15 protein-coding genes and 1 riboswitch are annotated in these 15,630 nt (G+C 38.9%); of the genes, 2 read left to right on the top strand and 13 right to left on the bottom strand.

Annotated elements, in window-relative coordinates; genetic code table 11:
• The first annotated feature begins 175 nt into the window (after positions 1–175).
• Positions 176–781, top strand: a complete 606-nt coding sequence (locus tag ACI48O_RS15110; protein ID WP_435562661.1) for a hypothetical protein — start codon at positions 176–178, stop codon at positions 779–781.
• A gap of 699 nt (positions 782–1,480) precedes the next feature.
• Here ACI48O_RS15110 and ACI48O_RS15115 read toward each other — a convergent pair.
• Entirely contained in the window at positions 1,481–1,681 is a 201-nt protein-coding gene (locus tag ACI48O_RS15115) for a cold-shock protein (protein WP_435562662.1), read from the bottom strand.
• A gap of 260 nt (positions 1,682–1,941) precedes the next feature.
• Between ACI48O_RS15115 and ACI48O_RS15120 the strand changes: the two genes are divergently transcribed.
• Positions 1,942–2,610 carry a DUF975 family protein gene (locus ACI48O_RS15120; protein ID WP_435562663.1) on the top strand — a complete coding sequence of 223 codons (669 nt, stop codon included), beginning with the start codon at positions 1,942–1,944 and terminating at the stop codon, positions 2,608–2,610.
• Between the two features lie 99 nt (positions 2,611–2,709).
• Here the strand turns inward: ACI48O_RS15120 and ACI48O_RS15125 are convergent, their stop codons facing one another.
• The 12 genes from ACI48O_RS15125 to ACI48O_RS15180 form a co-directional block, all read right to left on the bottom strand.
• Entirely contained in the window at positions 2,710–3,321 is a 612-nt protein-coding gene (locus ACI48O_RS15125; RefSeq protein WP_435562664.1) for a class D sortase, read from the bottom strand.
• 1 nt (position 3,322) lies between these two features.
• On the bottom strand, positions 3,323–4,378 hold the full coding sequence (locus ACI48O_RS15130; protein ID WP_435562665.1) for a processed acidic surface protein: 1,056 nt from the start codon (positions 4,376–4,378) through the stop codon (positions 3,323–3,325).
• 200 nt (positions 4,379–4,578) lie between these two features.
• On the bottom strand, positions 4,579–5,793 hold the full coding sequence (locus tag ACI48O_RS15135; protein ID WP_435562666.1) for a toxic anion resistance protein: 1,215 nt from the start codon (positions 5,791–5,793) through the stop codon (positions 4,579–4,581).
• A complete protein-coding gene (locus ACI48O_RS15140; RefSeq protein ID WP_435562667.1) occupies positions 5,790–6,446 on the bottom strand; it encodes a 5-bromo-4-chloroindolyl phosphate hydrolysis family protein in 657 nt (218 codons plus the stop codon). The genes ACI48O_RS15135 and ACI48O_RS15140 overlap by 4 nt, the downstream gene beginning before the upstream one ends.
• 431 nt (positions 6,447–6,877) lie before the next feature.
• Positions 6,878–8,266 carry an amino acid permease gene (locus ACI48O_RS15145; RefSeq protein WP_435562794.1) on the bottom strand — a complete coding sequence of 463 codons (1,389 nt, stop codon included), beginning with the start codon at positions 8,264–8,266 and terminating at the stop codon, positions 6,878–6,880.
• A gap of 201 nt (positions 8,267–8,467) precedes the next feature.
• Positions 8,468–8,660: riboswitch (Lysine riboswitch) on the bottom strand.
• 185 nt (positions 8,661–8,845) lie between these two features.
• Positions 8,846–9,523 (bottom strand): deoxyribose-phosphate aldolase, encoded by a 678-nt coding sequence (gene deoC, locus ACI48O_RS15150; RefSeq protein ID WP_435562669.1) that lies wholly within the window; start codon positions 9,521–9,523, stop codon positions 8,846–8,848.
• Positions 9,520–10,455 carry a ribokinase gene (gene rbsK, locus ACI48O_RS15155; RefSeq protein WP_435562670.1) on the bottom strand — a complete coding sequence of 312 codons (936 nt, stop codon included), beginning with the start codon at positions 10,453–10,455 and terminating at the stop codon, positions 9,520–9,522. Before rbsK ends, deoC begins: the two co-directional genes overlap by 4 nt.
• 95 nt (positions 10,456–10,550) lie before the next feature.
• Positions 10,551–11,510 carry a substrate-binding domain-containing protein gene (locus ACI48O_RS15160; protein WP_435562671.1) on the bottom strand — a complete coding sequence of 320 codons (960 nt, stop codon included), beginning with the start codon at positions 11,508–11,510 and terminating at the stop codon, positions 10,551–10,553.
• A gap of 18 nt (positions 11,511–11,528) precedes the next feature.
• Positions 11,529–12,512 carry an ABC transporter permease gene (locus ACI48O_RS15165; protein WP_435562672.1) on the bottom strand — a complete coding sequence of 328 codons (984 nt, stop codon included), beginning with the start codon at positions 12,510–12,512 and terminating at the stop codon, positions 11,529–11,531.
• Positions 12,505–14,001, bottom strand: a complete 1,497-nt coding sequence (locus ACI48O_RS15170; RefSeq protein ID WP_435562673.1) for a sugar ABC transporter ATP-binding protein — start codon at positions 13,999–14,001, stop codon at positions 12,505–12,507. The genes ACI48O_RS15165 and ACI48O_RS15170 overlap by 8 nt, the downstream gene beginning before the upstream one ends.
• Positions 14,002–14,034: 33 nt before the next feature.
• Entirely contained in the window at positions 14,035–14,433 is a 399-nt protein-coding gene (gene rbsD, locus ACI48O_RS15175; protein WP_435562674.1) for a D-ribose pyranase, read from the bottom strand.
• Between the two features lie 138 nt (positions 14,434–14,571).
• Positions 14,572–15,594, bottom strand: a complete 1,023-nt coding sequence (locus tag ACI48O_RS15180; RefSeq protein WP_435562675.1) for a LacI family DNA-binding transcriptional regulator — start codon at positions 15,592–15,594, stop codon at positions 14,572–14,574.
• Positions 15,595–15,630: the final 36 nt, after the last annotated feature.

Here is a 15,630-nt window from a genome sequence, read left to right on the forward strand (position 1 = left end):
CTCTACTTAGAGTTGCCCAAAATTAATACAATACAAATTTGGAGTGGGAGCCTTGACAGTTTCGTTCATATCAGGAGGCTCCCGGACTCCCCCGCGGAAAGCGAGCACCTGGAGCGGAAATCAACAGCCAACTTTAACACAGCCTTTTTTTAAAAATAACAAGGAGGAATATCGGATGGAAACTTCTAGTGAAAGTAAAAACGAAGTTGAAAAGAAGTTCGGCAAGCGATTGTCTTTAATCATCCGTGTGCTGGTTTTTCTTGGGGCAGTAGCACTTATATACGTAAATTCTGAACGACTGATTAGCTTATACAATCATTATTTTGTAAATGATCATGAAGAGTTGGTTACCTATTTAGATCAAGTAGAGCGCTACAACGATGATAGTGATTCGATTGTAAAAAACGTTAAGTTGAAATTATTCCGGTTATCGTCCGAGGAGTATTCAAGTGAAATCCAGAAAACAAAGGACCAACTTCAGCAATTGATTGATGAAGCCATGAAGCTTAAGGCCCCGAACGGCTTTGAAAATCATAAAAAATCCGTTTTGGCTCTGTTAGACCAGCGAATGGTCGTGTTAGTCGAGTTAGACGAAGCTCGGAAGGTGAATCTTTTTGACAAGCTCAACGCCTCTTTAAATGACTTGAAGCAGAAGCAAGAGTTTGAGCGGGCAAGTTTAGAACAGGCCTTCATGGATTCTGGAATTGAGTATAAAGAGTTGGGTGACGGGTCATTCCGTTTTTGGTATAAGGAGCATTCTGGGAAGGAATTTAAGGAATAATCTATATCGGTAAGACGTATTTATTTTTAAAAATTAAACAATAATGGTAACAACCAACCATTTTACCGTTTTGATGTAAAATGCCTCGCTCAGATGGGTTTTGAGCGGGGCATTTTTTGTCCACAAGCGCTGTTAGCCTTATAACTGATTTTTAGTGGTTTCTCATTTTCTGATGTTAACAAGACCCTACAATTAGTGGCAGTAACCGTGTTGCCTTTATTGGTTGCATAGCCGCTAAGATATCTAAAAATTGTTTAATAGACCTGGACCTTATTGGTTATAAAACTCGTTTAGGAGTCCTGTGAATTTATAACCAATAGCCTTTATTGGTTATAATATTTGCTTGGAATTCCGAGAATTTGTCACCAATAGACCTTATTGGTTATAAATTTCGCTTGGGTGTCCTGTGAATTTATAACCAACAGCCTTTATTGGTTATAAAATTTGCTTGCAATTCCGGGAATTTGTCACTAATAGACCTTATTGGTTATAAAATTTGCTTGCAATTCCGGGAATTTGACACTAATGGACCTTATTGGTTATAAAATCCGCTTGGGTGTCCCAAAAATTTGTCACCAAAAGCCCTATTACTATAGTTTTAAAAAAACACAACCATGCACAAAAAAACAGACCTTATAAAAAAAGTCTGTTTATTGTCTGTTTTGGCAGTGATAGCCGTAGTGGTCCACCGCTAGTTCATTATGCTTTATGAACGTTTGCTGCTTGTGGGCCGCGCTGACCTTGCTCAACTTCAAAGGTTACTTCCTGGCCCTCTTCTAACGTTTTGTACCCTTCGCTTTGAATAGCTGAAAAGTGAACAAATACGTCCTCTCCACCTTCGCGCTCAATGAATCCAAAACCCTTTTCAGAATTAAACCATTTTACTTTTCCACGTTCCATTTTGTTGCCTCCTAGCATGAATAAATATACAAAATTTCAAAATGAATCTTGCTCATTTTAGTATGTCCAATAAAAGAAATACTAAACATAAATGTTAAATTTTTGTATTTACTTGGACTTGGCTGACATGAGGACAAGTTTTATTGAATATAACATAATAGCTGCTTGTTTGCTGGCAAGTGGTATAATTCAGCTATAAACCAAAACCATTTTCGGTAGGTTTACTCCCCTGTTCAACGGGGAAAAAGGAGGAAATAAAAATGAGTATTTCTATTTCTAACATCAAGAGTAAGGCACTTGTTGCCTTAAAAGGCCAGTGGGGAATGGCTGTCTTACTTACTTTTATCGTCTTTCTGATTAATACAATAGTGCCTAGTATTTTTGGCGGAGGTCCCAACTGGAGAGAACCGGAAGATGTGCCTACTGCAGTAGATCTCCTCAACACGCTTATCTCAATTGCCCTAATCCCTTTATCTACCGCAGTACTCTGGTTTTATTTAGCGCTTGCCAGATATGAAGGCCCGCAAATCTCTGATGTATTTACAATTTTTAAAGACGCAAATAGGTATTTTAAATTAATTGGCGCTGCATTATTGGTCGGCATCTTTGTATTTCTATGGTCTCTTTTACTGTTAATCCCTGGAATTATTAAGGCATTATCTTATTCACAAACCTTTTTACTTTTGAAGGATCACCCCGAATATAAAGTGCTCGAAGCGATTACCGAGAGCCGAAAACGGATGAATGGGTACAAGTGGAAATACTTCTTATTGAATCTCAGCTTTATCGGCTGGGGAATTCTCTGTATTTTTACGCTTGGAATTGGCTTTTTGTGGCTGACACCGTACTTATACACATCTACGGCTATTTTTTATAATGAGGTCATTAGTACTCAGGATGGGTACGGTGGGGATGAACCTGTAGTATAAGTCAAAGCGGGTCTCTTCTGAAAAGACTTAACAAGATTTATTTTTATAAAAACAAAGGCTGACAGGGTTTTGTTCCTTGTCAGCCTTCATATTAACTTGTTATTCTTTGATATTCTTTGAAATTAAATGGCCCACTAGAATGTACCGTTGTGGGGCATTGCCGATAAAATCGAACGGGTAACAAGTGCTTACCGTTAAAATCGCTCTAGGTTTCGGTACGATGACTGTACGGTCGTCAGCATCGACAATTCTTACTTTATGAACCTTATAAGTAAATTCCCCTGCCGAAGTGGTAACGGTTAGTAAATCTCCGACACCCACTTCCCCTAGCCGTCGAAAAACGGTGTCACGGTGTCCGGACAAAACTGAATTATCTTTCTCGCCTGGAAGAACACTATTTGCATAATGCCCTACACCCTTTTCTAATTCATCCTCATCCGTTCCATGAAAAATGGGCAAGCTTTCATTTAATTTAGGAATAAAAAGATTTCCAATTTCTTCTCCCTTTTTTGGGCGAACCGGATATAGCAGTTTTTGTTGATTGTTAACCTTTTGTGGTTTCTTGTCTTGGGTGACATCCGCCTGAGCCGGTTTTTCTATTTTATATAGAAAATAACCTTTCATGAGCTTAAAGGCATTTGTCGTTGAAAAAGCAAGGCCCCCGCCAATCAACAAAACAGCTAGAATGAGCAGGAATTTCTTCTTTCTCATTTTACGATACCTTACGGCTTGTTCGGTAAACGAAGGCTCCTAGTAAAATCATCATGCAACCAACAAGAAGGTTGGTTGCATAGTTACCAGCTGTGTTAGGGAGCTTACCGCCCTTTACTGTTTTGACTTCTGGTTGTGGAGCTTTTGCTACTTCCTTAGCTGTTTCTTCCGCTGCTTTATCAATTTGCTCACCAATGTCAACAACTGTGCCTGAATCAACCATTTCACCGGTAATAATTAGGTCCGCCAAAAATTTATCATTTTTATCATAGATGCTAATTTTTAGCTTGGCATTAGTCAGCTCTTTAAGATTCATAACATCCCAAATGTTCATTGGAGATTCTTCGTTATTTTTGATTAGAGCGAAATCGATCTTTAGCTCCAATATATCAAGAAACTCATTATAAATAGATAAAAAATCTTTAATTTGGTCAGCACTTAAATCGTCTAACGATTCAAATTCTGCAAATGCTGCCATTCTTTCTCCAAGAGCTTCAATCTGTGCTAACGTTTCAGGAGCCGATAATTTACTCTCCAAAGCGGTAAAATGATCGGTTAAGTTTTGAACTTCCTGTTGCGTTAAGCCGAACTCTTCTTCAAAGATGGTTAAGAGCTGATTGATGAATTCTTCATCTATGTATCCTAATTCGTCTTCCCATAAATTCAAGTAGAAATAAACGGATGAATCAAGATCCGCTACATAAACGTAGTCGTCAAGCGACTCCCCATTCTCGTCCAACAGGGCAATAAGTTCATCCATCGTTAAACCATATTCTTCTAACATTGGAGTTAAATTACTATAATCTGCTTTGATTACTTCGCCTAGAGCTTCTGAAAGTTCGTCCACACTTGAAAAATTCGCAATTTCATCCTCATAATAAGAAAGTACCAACTCAATATCCTCTCGTGTTACATCAAAACCACGAATTTCACTTACTTCTTTTAGATAGGCTTCCAAATCAGTATCAAAGCTAGCTTCTTGAGCAGCAAATGATAGATTTGGAAAAAATGATGCGATTAACATTAACGCTAGTAGAACCTTGATGATTTTTTTCATTCTTCCGCCTCACTTCCAATATTTTCATAAAAACCTAAATATAAGATTAATATGAAAGCCACCGCTTGTATATAGTTTTTTGTCAAAAACCTACACAATAAATCGACAAAAAGGGGGCAGACCCCCACACCTTTAACGCTTTAAAGAAAAGGGGGCCTGTCCCCCACCGCTTTAACGCGGTGGAGGGACAGGCCCCTTGTTTATTTTCCTTTGATTTCTAATAGTTTTAATTTTAGTTCGTTTTCCATTGTGGCCAGTTCTTGTTCGGCGGCACGGCGCTTTGTTCTACCCTCTTCTTGGATGCGTAATGTTTCTTCAAGTGTGGAAATGAGGCTTTCCTGTGTTTTCTTTAATGTTTCAATATCGACAAGGCCCCGCTCATTTTCCTTTGCTGTTTCAATCGTATTCGACTTAAGCATTTCGGCATTTTTTAATAAAAGCTCATTTGTTGTCTTGGAAACCTGTTTTTGCGCTTCAACAGCATGGCGTTGGCGCAGCAAGGTTAAGGCAATCGCCACTTGATTTTTCCATAACGGAATCGCCGTTACGATGGAGGATTGAATTTTTTCCACGAGCGCCTGGTTTGTATTTTGAATGAGACGAATTTGCGGTGCGCTCTGGATGGTAATTTCTCGGCTTAGTTTCAAATCGTGCAGACGCTTGTCGAGCCGGTCTGCAAATTGAATCATGTCATTTACTTCTTGGAATTTCATTTGATCCTGGGTCGCTTCCGCCGCCTTTTTCAGCGCTGGAATCGTCTTTTCCGTAAGCTCTTCCAGTTTTATTTCACCCGCGGCTATGTAGACATTTAAAGCATGGAAATAGTCTTTGTTCGTTTCGTAAAGTTTTTCAAGCATGCCAATATCGGATAAAAGGACATTCTTGCTCCGGTCCAATTTGACACTGATGCGATCAATTTGGGCACTCGTTTTTTGATACTTGGACAGCACCTCTTGAATCGATCCTGACAGCTTTCCGAACATTCGGGACAGCAAGGATGGTTTTTCTGACTTAAGCTCGTCCGGGTTAATATCGTTGAGCCGCTTCATCAAGTCGTTAATAATATCGCCGACTTCACCTATGTCTTTTTTCTGAACATGCTCAAGCATCGTGTGCGAAAAGGTTAATAGCTTGGTTTGCGCTTGTGAACCGTAAAGAATCATCGCTTGGTGGTTTCTTGGGTCAATTTGCTCAGCGAGCTGGTATGCCTTTGCTCTATTTTCAGCAGGAATGACGTCAATGAGTTTCACAGGCTTCTGTTCTTGCAGCGGTTGTGGTGAAAATGGATCCGCTGCTGTCTCGGCTTGGCTTGAGCCATCACCAAATGGATTGGCTAAAATATCGTCAAGCACATTGCCCGTTTGGTTAAACAAGGTTGGGTTTTTGTCGCTCAAGTTTAAGTCTTTTTCACTCATTTTTTCAACCTGCTTTCTTCAAGATATTTTTGCTCTTTATGGGTGTTGATCGTATACTTTGCAACATCGACTTCGTAATTGAGGTGGTCGATGTCATCGGCAAGAATAACGTATAAATCTTTTTCAATCGCCTTTGAAAGATCATTTAATGTATAGCGTGTTTCATTTAAAGTTTGGTTAAGCTCTAACGTTTTTTTAGGCTGGGATGTTAATAGAGCGTATTTTTCCGTTAACTCCACAATCGAATCAAGGTGGGAAAAGTAAAACTTTTCAGCCTGGTAAAAGCGCTTCGGTTCTTTTTTCGTTAGATTGTAAATGCGTCTTGTGATCCGGATAATATCAATTCTTTGCTTAAATGATGGGATTTCGCGAATCTGAAATAATGATTTGTTCAAGCGTTTTATTTTTAGGTTCGCTTCATCTAAGTTCTTTTTAATATATCGATATTCCTTTCTTGTCAGCTGGTTTTTCTTAAGAAAGCTGGCTTTCACCATCATCGAGAGGAGCCAATATATGCTGAGCCCTCCGCCCAATGAATAGGCTGATGAAAGCATCATGGTTTGGTCAAATGCAAAAAAGCTTATTAGCCATACGACTATTGCGATTGGCAATGCCACAAACGTTCCAATTAGAAATGAAATGAACAGGTTCATTGTTCCATCGACTCCTGACTTTTAATCCTTTCTATGCATACGAAATTAGTGTAGAAAATGTTTCATCACAAATTGAAAAATCGCATGGACCTGAAAGGCTTATTCCTTCTTTTGTTTAAGAATACACCAATAGACGTCCATTTCCTATAGACCGCAACCTTAATCACAACTAGGACTTAAGACGTAGACATAAACATTGTCTTCGGATTAGATCGGCCATTTCGGTCATTTTCCCCTCTACCAATTATTATATAAAAAAACCCATCCACTGCCTACAAATACCCCTTCCCCTTTATCGCATTAAAGAGGTGGGGGACTGTCCCCCGCCGCTTTAATGCGGTAAAGAAAAAAGACATCTGAGAAGCAGATGACTTTGCTCTGTTCTTAGATGTCTTTTATTGTTTACTCTTTTATTGTTAATGATAGATAACTTATTTTTTTAGCGTAGGCGTTAAATCGCACTCATGAAGAGGGATTACTTTTGTTTTCTTCACAAATTTATAGCCTAACCACACTGCAATAAACAATGGTAAGCCGATATATGAAACCATTACTCCGTACCAGTCAATTTTGTCACCTAAGAAGGCAGAATAGTTTTGACCTAAGACTACAAATGCACATAATACGAAGGCAAAAATCGGACCAAACGGGAACCACTTAGCACGGTAAGGAAGCTCACTTAAGCTGCGTCCTTGTAACGCAAAAGCTTTACGGAAACGATAGTGGCTGACCGCAATTCCTAACCATACAATAAATCCGGACATACCAGATGCGTTCAATAACCAGATATAAACCGCACCATCTCCCAGTAATGAACCAAAAAAGGCTACAAGTCCAACTGCTGCTGTGACAATCAAGGCATTAACAGGAACACCGCGTCCATCCACTTTCGCTAAAAACTTCGGTGCCTTTCCTTCCTTAGCCAAATTCCAAAGCATACGAGTAGATGCGTACATTCCTGAGTTACCCGCTGAAAGAACAGATGTTAAAATAACAGCATTCATCGCAGAAGCAGCAAACGCAAAACCAGCACGCTCAAAAATTAACGTAAACGGGCTCTTTGTTACATCGCCGCTTGCAAGGTCTTCCAGTGTAAATGGAATCAACATCCCAATTACAAAGATCGCTAAAATATAGAATAACAGAATTCGCCAAAATACTTGTTTGACTGCACGTGGAACATTACGTCCCGGATCTTCACTTTCCCCTGCTGCAACCCCAAGCAACTCAGTACCTTGGAACGAGAACCCGGCTACCATGAAGATACCAATCATCGTGAAAAATCCACCGTGGAATGGACCGTCACCTAAAGTAAAGTTTGAAAACCCTACCGCCTTACCAGTAAACACTCCAAAAATCATTAATAAACCAACAGATAAAAAGAGAATAATCGTAACAACTTTAATAAGTGCAAACCAGTATTCAGACTCACCAAAGCCTTTAACTGATAAATAATTCAAACCGAACATAACCGCTAAGAATACAGCACTCCACAAAAGTGAAGAGCTTTCCGGTAACCAGAATTTCACAATAAGTGCCCCGGCAACTAATTCTGCCGCAACCGTAATCGCCCAGTTATACCAATAATTCCAGCCAAGCGCAAACCCTAAAGCTGGATCAACAAATCTTGTTGCATACGTGCTAAATGAACCTGCTTCCGGCATGTACGCAGCCAATTCACCAAGACTTGTCATCAAGAAGTATACCATTACACCAATTATGGCATAGGCAAGTAATGCGCCTCCTGGCCCCGCTGTATGAATGGCAGATCCACTTGCTAAAAATAAACCAGTTCCGATGGCTCCACCAATCGAAATCATTGTTAAATGACGAGCTTGTAAACCACGCTGCAACTGTGGTTGTTCAGCTGGAGTTTCCGGCCTGACTAAAACACGTGCTGTTGAATTTCCTTGACTCATAAAAAAACTCCTTTTCATATTTGTAGGAAGGAGCGCAAAATTTCAATAAAAAAAGCCAACGAATTCTCGCGGGCAGTCTCTATTTAACCGCATCAAACCTTCCATGAAGATAGCTCAACACAAATGCACAAGGTTATGGCATTCGTGACAGTTCTGTTCCTATTCGGAAACAGCCCCAGCATTCGTTGTTAGAGACTCTAAGAATGCTTCGGCGATTTTCCCTTTCAAGTAAGTTCATCGATATCTCTATATCTCCGTTACTTTACTAATCAAAATCGCGACCTCTACCTCATCGGTTAGGATGAGGGCAAAAATATTATATTAATAGAACATCATAACTATAAAGTTTGCCGTAAAAAATGTCAATAACCTGATGTTTCCAGAGGAATTAAATCCATTTATTACTTTGATAAAATAACGACTCAAGGAATTTCCATAAGAAAAGGAAATCCTGTTTTAGGACTTCCCTTCTTATTAATATTAATAATTGCTTTCAACACTTCTATTACCGCTAACTATTCCAACCCCATTGCTCGTTCCAATCCGGTTAGCACCTGCTTTAATCATCACCTCAGCGTCTTTAATTGTCCGAACTCCACCAGAGGCTTTTACACCAATTTTTGTTCCAACAGTTTGGCGCATTAATTGTACATCTTCAATCGTTGCCCCACCTGTTCCAAAGCCTGTTGAGGTTTTTACAAAGTCAATTCCTGCCTGTTTAGCCAGTCGACAAACTTGAACGATCTCTTCCTTAGTTAAATAACAGGTCTCAAGAATAACTTTAATGATTAAATCTGGATGATCCTTTTTTAATTCAGCGAATTCTTGCATCTCAACCTCGATCGCCTCAAAGTTACCGTTTTTTAATTGAGCGATATTTAAAACGTAGTCAAGTTCCTCTGCACCCTCGGCAATGGCCTTTTTCGCTTCAAAAATCTTTACACTAGTATTGTTATAGCCAAGCGGGAACCCGATGACTGTACAAACTTTCACATCGCTTTCCGCTAGCTGACTACTGGCAAGTGACACATAATTCGGAGGAATACATACTGATGCAAATTGGTATTCCTTTGCTTCATTACAAAGTTGTATTACTTGAGCCGAAGTGGCAGTTGCCATTAATAATGTATGGTCAATAATTCTATTTATCCCGCTCATGTAATCAACAGACCTTTCTCTTTTAAAAAGTTTTCAACATCTTGTTTATATGGCATGGCTGGTGCGGTACCAATTTTTGTTACCGAAAGAGCCGCCACACTATTGGCATAAACCATTGCATCGACCACAGAATTCCCTTTACTTATTGCATGGGCAAATCCACCGTTAAAAGCATCTCCAGCACCGGTTGTATCAACAGCATCAACTTTAAATCCGGCTACTAACTTGCCTTTTTCAACGCCACTGTATAGGAATGCTCCCTTACTTCCCAAAGTAATAATAACGGTATCAACTCCCATCTCATGGATTTTTTTTGCAGCCATGAGGGCTGAAGCTTCATCCTTAACAACGACTCCGCTTAATTCAAATGCCTCTGTCTCATTTGGAGTAATATAACTTACATCCTTTAAGATTTCACGTGGGAATTCTTGAAATGGTGCTGGATTTAATATAACAGGCACTTGATGTTTCGAAGCTAATTTAACTGTTGTAACAATTGCTTCTATACTTGTCTCCAATTGAAGCAATACAATATCAGCCTCTTGGATTTTACCCTCAACTTCCATTACATCGGCTTCTGTAATCGTACCGCAGGCTCCTAAAGCAACAACGATACTATTTTCACTATTGTCATCCACTGCTATTAAAGCTGCACCAGTAGATTCTTGTGCATCTACTTTGATGTACTGTGAATTTACATTCTCATTTTTAAAATGATCTAAAGCTTCTCTGCCAAAAACATCTGCACCTAATTTTGTAACAAAGGTTACTTCAGACCCGCAGCGCGCCGCAGCAGTTGCTTGATTACCACCTTTTCCTCCAGGGCCCATTTTAAATGGCCCCCCAAGGACGGTTTCACCTGGCTTTGGAAGATGCGGAGCTCTACTCATTAAATCAACAACATAGCTTCCAACTACAACAATTTTTGACATAGTTGTCCTCCGACTTCTCTTTATCTTTTTATTGGATCTAGGTTCTTTTCAGACCAACTTAAATCGAAGATCACAAATTCATTATCTATAAAAATTTACTTAGTTTTTACTTGATCAATATTTTCGGGAGTAACAAGTGTTGAATCTAGAATAACTTCTTTCTCAACAGATTCTTTCTTAGAAATTTTAACAGCTGTAAGGATCGCTTCTTTACCAAGGAAAACTGGTGGCTCAGCAATCGTTGCTTCTAACTTTTTGCTTCTGATAGCTTCCAAAGCTGGATCAACAGCATCACAACCAATTAATGTAATTTCATCAAGACGTCCTGCTGCTTCAATAGCTGCTAAAGCACCAAGAGCCATTTCATCATTAGCTGCATATACTCCATCGATTTTAGGTTGTGCCTGAAGAATATCCTCCATTACCTTCATTGCTTCACCACGGTCAAAGTTTGCTGCTTGTCTTGCAACAACCTCAAAACCAGGATTTGCCTCCATTATCTCATTGAAGCCTTTGCTTCTTAACTGACCAACGTTTGTACCAAGAATTCCTTGAATCTCAACAATTTTCCCTTTACCGCCTAAAGCATCCTTTAAGAAGTTTCCAGCAATATTCCCAGATTTAAGTGCATCAAACCCAATGTGTGTAATGACTTCTCCGCCATTAGACTGTCGGTCAATCGTGAATACAGGAATTTTTGCATCATTAGCTTTTTTTACAGCTTGAGCAATTGCGTCACTATCAGCTGGGTCGATAATGAGGACATCAATATTTTGTTGTAATAGATTTTCCACGTCTGCTAATTGCTTACCAGGATCATTTTGTGCATCCGTAACCACTAGATCAATATTTTCTTCTTTCGCTTGTGCTTCTGCCCCTTCCTTAACTGCCACAAAGAAAGGATTATTTAAAGTATTCATGGATAAACCAACTTTTAATGAATCATCTTCTTTAGCTTTCGTGTCGGTTTTTGTGCTGGTTCCTTCATCCATACTGCAACCTACAAGCCCAATAATCATCGTAAGCAATGCTAACAGCGAAAAAATCTTTTTCATTTTGTAACCCCCATTATCTTATTTTTTTATTTTTGAAAACTTACTATCTACTAACACAGCAATTAGAATGACAAGACCTTTAGCAATACTTTGGTAAAAAGGAGAAACATTCATCAAATTCAATACATTATCGAGAACACCCATAATTAATGCACCGATTAAAGTTCCTGTAACTCCACCTTTTCCCCCTGCTAAACTAGTCCCGCCAATAATAACGGCCGCAATAGCATCCAATTCGATTCCTGAACCCGCTGTTGGTTGTGCTGACATTAATCTTGAGGTGTAAATAATCGCAGATAAAGCTGATAGCATTCCAGCAATCCCAAAAACAGCAATTTTTATCGCCTTAACATTGATACCGGCCAATATGGCGGTTTCTTCATTCCCACCGATCGCATAAATATAGCGCCCAAAGCTGGTGTATTTTAACATCCAATACATAAAACCAAAAATCACAAACATTATAATAATCGGAATCGGGATACCTAAAAATCTGCCGCTTCCAATAAAGCGGTAAGGTTCATTACTTACTACTAGCGGGTAACCCTTCGTATAAACAAGCGTAAATCCACGAGCTATTACCATCGTTGCGAGTGTTGCAATAAAGGAAGGGACTCCAAACCTCGCAACAACAAAACCGTTAAATAAACCAAATAACAACCCCACTCCAATCGCAGCTAACAAGGCAATTGGAAGCGGGAATCCAGCTGTTAAAACCCCTGCTAAAATCGCTCCGGAAAAAGCCATTACTGCCCCAACGGAAAGATCAATTCCGGATAATAGAATGACGAGTGTCATTCCACTGGCAATGATCGCAATAATCGATACTTGCCGCAGAACGTTCATGACATTGTTCATCGTGAAAAAAACGTCTGAGAGAAATCCAGCAATCACACATAATACTAAAAAGATAAGGAGCACACGGTATCTTTCGATAAAAGTCGCCCATTGTTTCTGGCTCTTTTGATCCTTCTGCTCATTTACTACTGCTGTACTATCCATTCATCCCACCTCCGGATGCGTAATAAAAAATCTTCTCTTGGGTAGCTTCATTCTGTTGAAGCTCGGCTGCAATTCGCCCTTCATTCATGACCAAAATCCGATGACTTAAGCCAAGTAATTCTGGCATTTCTGAAGAAATCATGATAATGGATATCCCCTCGTTTGTAAGCCTTTTCATTATTTGGTAAATTTCCGCCTTGGCACCAACATCAATACCTCTTGTCGGCTCATTTAAAATAAGAATTTTAGGATTCATTTGAAGCCACTTTCCAAGAACTACTTTTTGCTGATTACCACCACTTAATGTTCTGACTTCCACTTTAGGATCATGAACCTTTATTTTTAATTCTCTAACCCAACGGTTTACAATCTCATCCTTTTTTCTTTTTTGAAGAATACCAAACATCGATATTTTTCTAAAGGTTGGTAGTAGTAGATTCTCATAAACAGATAATCCGAGGACTAAGCCTTCCTGCTTCCTGTCGTCCGTTACTAATGCAATTCCAGCATCTATAGCTGATCTTGGACTGTTTACAACCTTAGAATCTACTTTCACCGATCCTTTCATATTTTTATATAAACCAAATAACGCTCTTGAAAGTTCTGTCCGCCCCGAACCCATCAAGCCAGCAACACCAACAATTTCACCCTTCTTTACTGTAAAATCAATATTGTGTAGAACGTTCGGTATCGTAACATTTTTTACTTCTAATGCCATTTCATCAGAAGGGCTTCCCTTCTCCGGAAATAGATCCGTTAATTCCCGCCCAACCATCATTGTGACCATATCGTGTTTAGTGACGTCCTTAACCAGTCTGCTACCTATGTATTTTCCATCTCGTAAAACTGCGATTGTATCAGCTACTGCTTGGACTTCTTCAAGGCGGTGAGTAATAAAAATTACCCCCATTCCCTGTTGTTTCAGCTCCTTCATAATCGCAAGCAATTTATTTGTTTCTTCATCATTCAAAGCTGCAGTGGGCTCATCCATAATAATGATCTTTGAATTAAAGGACAATGCCTTTGCTATTTCTACCAACTGTTGTTCAGCCACCGACAAGTCGGCAATTAGAAAATCTGGGGACAATTGAGTTAATCCAACCTTATCAAGCCATTTTCTAGTTTCCTGCTTAATTTGTTTACGATCTAGTACGCCTTTTGTTTTTCGTGGCTCTCTCCCAATAAAAATATTCTCTGAAACACTCATATGAGGAATGAGATTAAATTCCTGATAAATAATGCTTATTCCTAAATTTTGTGAGTGTTTAGGCCCATCAATCATGACCTTTTCATCGTTAATAAATATTTCTCCACCATTAGGCTGATAAACACCAGCGAGCACTTTCATTAAGGTCGATTTCCCTGCACCATTTTCTCCTAGTAAGGCAAGAATCTCAGACTGGTTAACCTGGATTGATACATTATCGAGGGCTTTAACACCGGGAAATTCCTTAGAAATCCCCTTCATTTCAAGTAATGCTGCACTCACTTGCCCACTCCTCCTTTATGATGAGGTAAAGTATTAGTAAACTACACCAGCTACTAAAATGACATTTGCATATGGTGTAAACTCACCTGAACGGATTAGACCCCTTGCATTCTTAGTTTGTTGCTTGAATTCAACATGTGGTACGTATTCAATAGGGAGATTAGGAAATCTGCTCACAATTTGATCATTCATCTCCGGACTAAACGTTTTGACCTCTTCTGCTAAAATAACCTTCTCAACCTGAAGCTCAGTTAAAACAATGTCAAGTGTTTCTAAAAAGCCGGGGATACCTTCCTTTAAAGCTAAATCAATTCGGTGAGTAACATTTTCTGGAATTGGCAGGCCTGCGTCTGTTACAACAATCGTATCTGTGTGGCCAGTTTCAGAGATTAATAGATTAATTTTTGGATTTAAAATTCCGCCTTTTTTCATAGTAAAACTCCTCCTATCGGAAAATGTAAACGTTTAGATTTTTATAAAATAAAAAATTGCTTTATGGATATAACACTTTTTTAAAATAAAAATGGTTTTCCTTTATAGCAATTTTATATAAAACAAATTTGTTATTTATTACAAATAGTAATTATTTAGTTGGCAAGACTCTCTGATTTTTAAAACCGGTGAAAGCAAATACTCCCTTTTTGGCAAGTTTTCTTTAAAATTCATTCTCTCGTATAGTAATTGAAAGGCCATTTCTCCAAGAGTATTCATCGGTCTAGAAACAACAGATAATCTTGGTTTTATAAAAGTAGCGATATCCACATCGTCAAACCCGATGAATGATACCTCCTCCCCAAGTTTCCACTCAAGATCCATCAGCGCCTTGAGAGATCCAATCGTCATTAAATTATTCGATGAGAAGATGGCGGTAGGTCGTTTATCTAATGAATACAATTCTTGTGTTGCTTTATATCCACTCCCCTCCATAAAATCACCTTGGACAATTAAAGTTTCATCAATAGGAAGGTTGTACTCTTCTAAAGCCTTTTTATATCCTAACAGTCTTTCATATCCAGGCGTTGTGTTTTGTGGACCACAAATGATGGCGATCCTCTTATGCCCCTGCAAAATTAAGTGTTGAACTGCATGATAAGAACCGCTAACATTATCGACCAATACTGTATCGATATCAAACTTCTTGATTACTCTATCAACTGCTACAATTGGAATCCCTTGGTCCTGTAACAGTTTAATATGATCACCATTTTCATTGGCAGTGGTTATAATTACTCCATCAACACCACGCTCAATGAATATTTTAACAATATCCTCTTCAACAATTGGTGATTCATTCGTACTGCTTAATATTGTGTAATACCCCTTTTCTCTTGCCTTCTGCTCTATCCCGGCAACAACTAATGGAAAAAATGGGTTTTTTATGTCGGGAACAATAATCCCAATCGTATTGGTTTCCTTTTTCTTCATACTTCGCGCTAATGCACTTCGAATATAACCCAGCTCATTAATTGCGTTAAGTATACGTTCTTCAGTAGCCTTTCTTACTCCCCCTTGATTGTTTATCACCCTCGATACGGTAGCGATGGAAACATTGGCGAGTTTAGCAACATCTTCTATTGTTGGTTTGTTATCCATTTTATTACCCCTAAAATTTAAACGCTTACATTATTT

The sequence above is a fragment of the Neobacillus terrisolis genome (assembly GCF_051233475.1).
In the GTDB taxonomy this organism is placed as follows: Bacteria; Bacillota; Bacilli; order Bacillales; family Cytobacillaceae; genus Bacillus_BU.

Bases quoted from the DNA above. Each gene is read 5' to 3' on its own strand.
- ACI48O_RS15165 (WP_435562672.1), bottom strand. From the start codon at position 12,512: ATGGATAGTACAGCAGTAGTAAATGAGCAGAAGGATCAAAAGAGCCAG.
- ACI48O_RS15110 (WP_435562661.1), top strand. From the start codon at position 176: ATGGAAACTTCTAGTGAAAGTAAAAACGAAGTTGAAAAGAAGTTCGGC.
- rbsK (WP_435562670.1), bottom strand. From the start codon at position 10,455: ATGTCAAAAATTGTTGTAGTTGGAAGCTATGTTGTTGATTTAATGAGT.
- ACI48O_RS15125 (WP_435562664.1), bottom strand. From the start codon at position 3,321: ATGAGAAAGAAGAAATTCCTGCTCATTCTAGCTGTTTTGTTGATTGGC.
- rbsD (WP_435562674.1), bottom strand. From the start codon at position 14,433: ATGAAAAAAGGCGGAATTTTAAATCCAAAAATTAATCTATTAATCTCT.
- ACI48O_RS15145 (WP_435562794.1), bottom strand. From the start codon at position 8,266: ATGATTTCGATTGGTGGAGCCATCGGAACTGGTTTATTTTTAGCAAGT.
- ACI48O_RS15180 (WP_435562675.1), bottom strand. From the start codon at position 15,594: ATGGATAACAAACCAACAATAGAAGATGTTGCTAAACTCGCCAATGTT.
- ACI48O_RS15120 (WP_435562663.1), top strand. From the start codon at position 1,942: ATGAGTATTTCTATTTCTAACATCAAGAGTAAGGCACTTGTTGCCTTA.
- deoC (WP_435562669.1), bottom strand. From the start codon at position 9,523: ATGAGCGGGATAAATAGAATTATTGACCATACATTATTAATGGCAACT.
- ACI48O_RS15140 (WP_435562667.1), bottom strand. From the start codon at position 6,446: ATGAACCTGTTCATTTCATTTCTAATTGGAACGTTTGTGGCATTGCCA.
- ACI48O_RS15135 (WP_435562666.1), bottom strand. From the start codon at position 5,793: ATGAGTGAAAAAGACTTAAACTTGAGCGACAAAAACCCAACCTTGTTT.
- ACI48O_RS15160 (WP_435562671.1), bottom strand. From the start codon at position 11,510: ATGAAAAAGATTTTTTCGCTGTTAGCATTGCTTACGATGATTATTGGG.
- ACI48O_RS15130 (WP_435562665.1), bottom strand. From the start codon at position 4,378: ATGAAAAAAATCATCAAGGTTCTACTAGCGTTAATGTTAATCGCATCA.
- ACI48O_RS15115 (WP_435562662.1), bottom strand. From the start codon at position 1,681: ATGGAACGTGGAAAAGTAAAATGGTTTAATTCTGAAAAGGGTTTTGGA.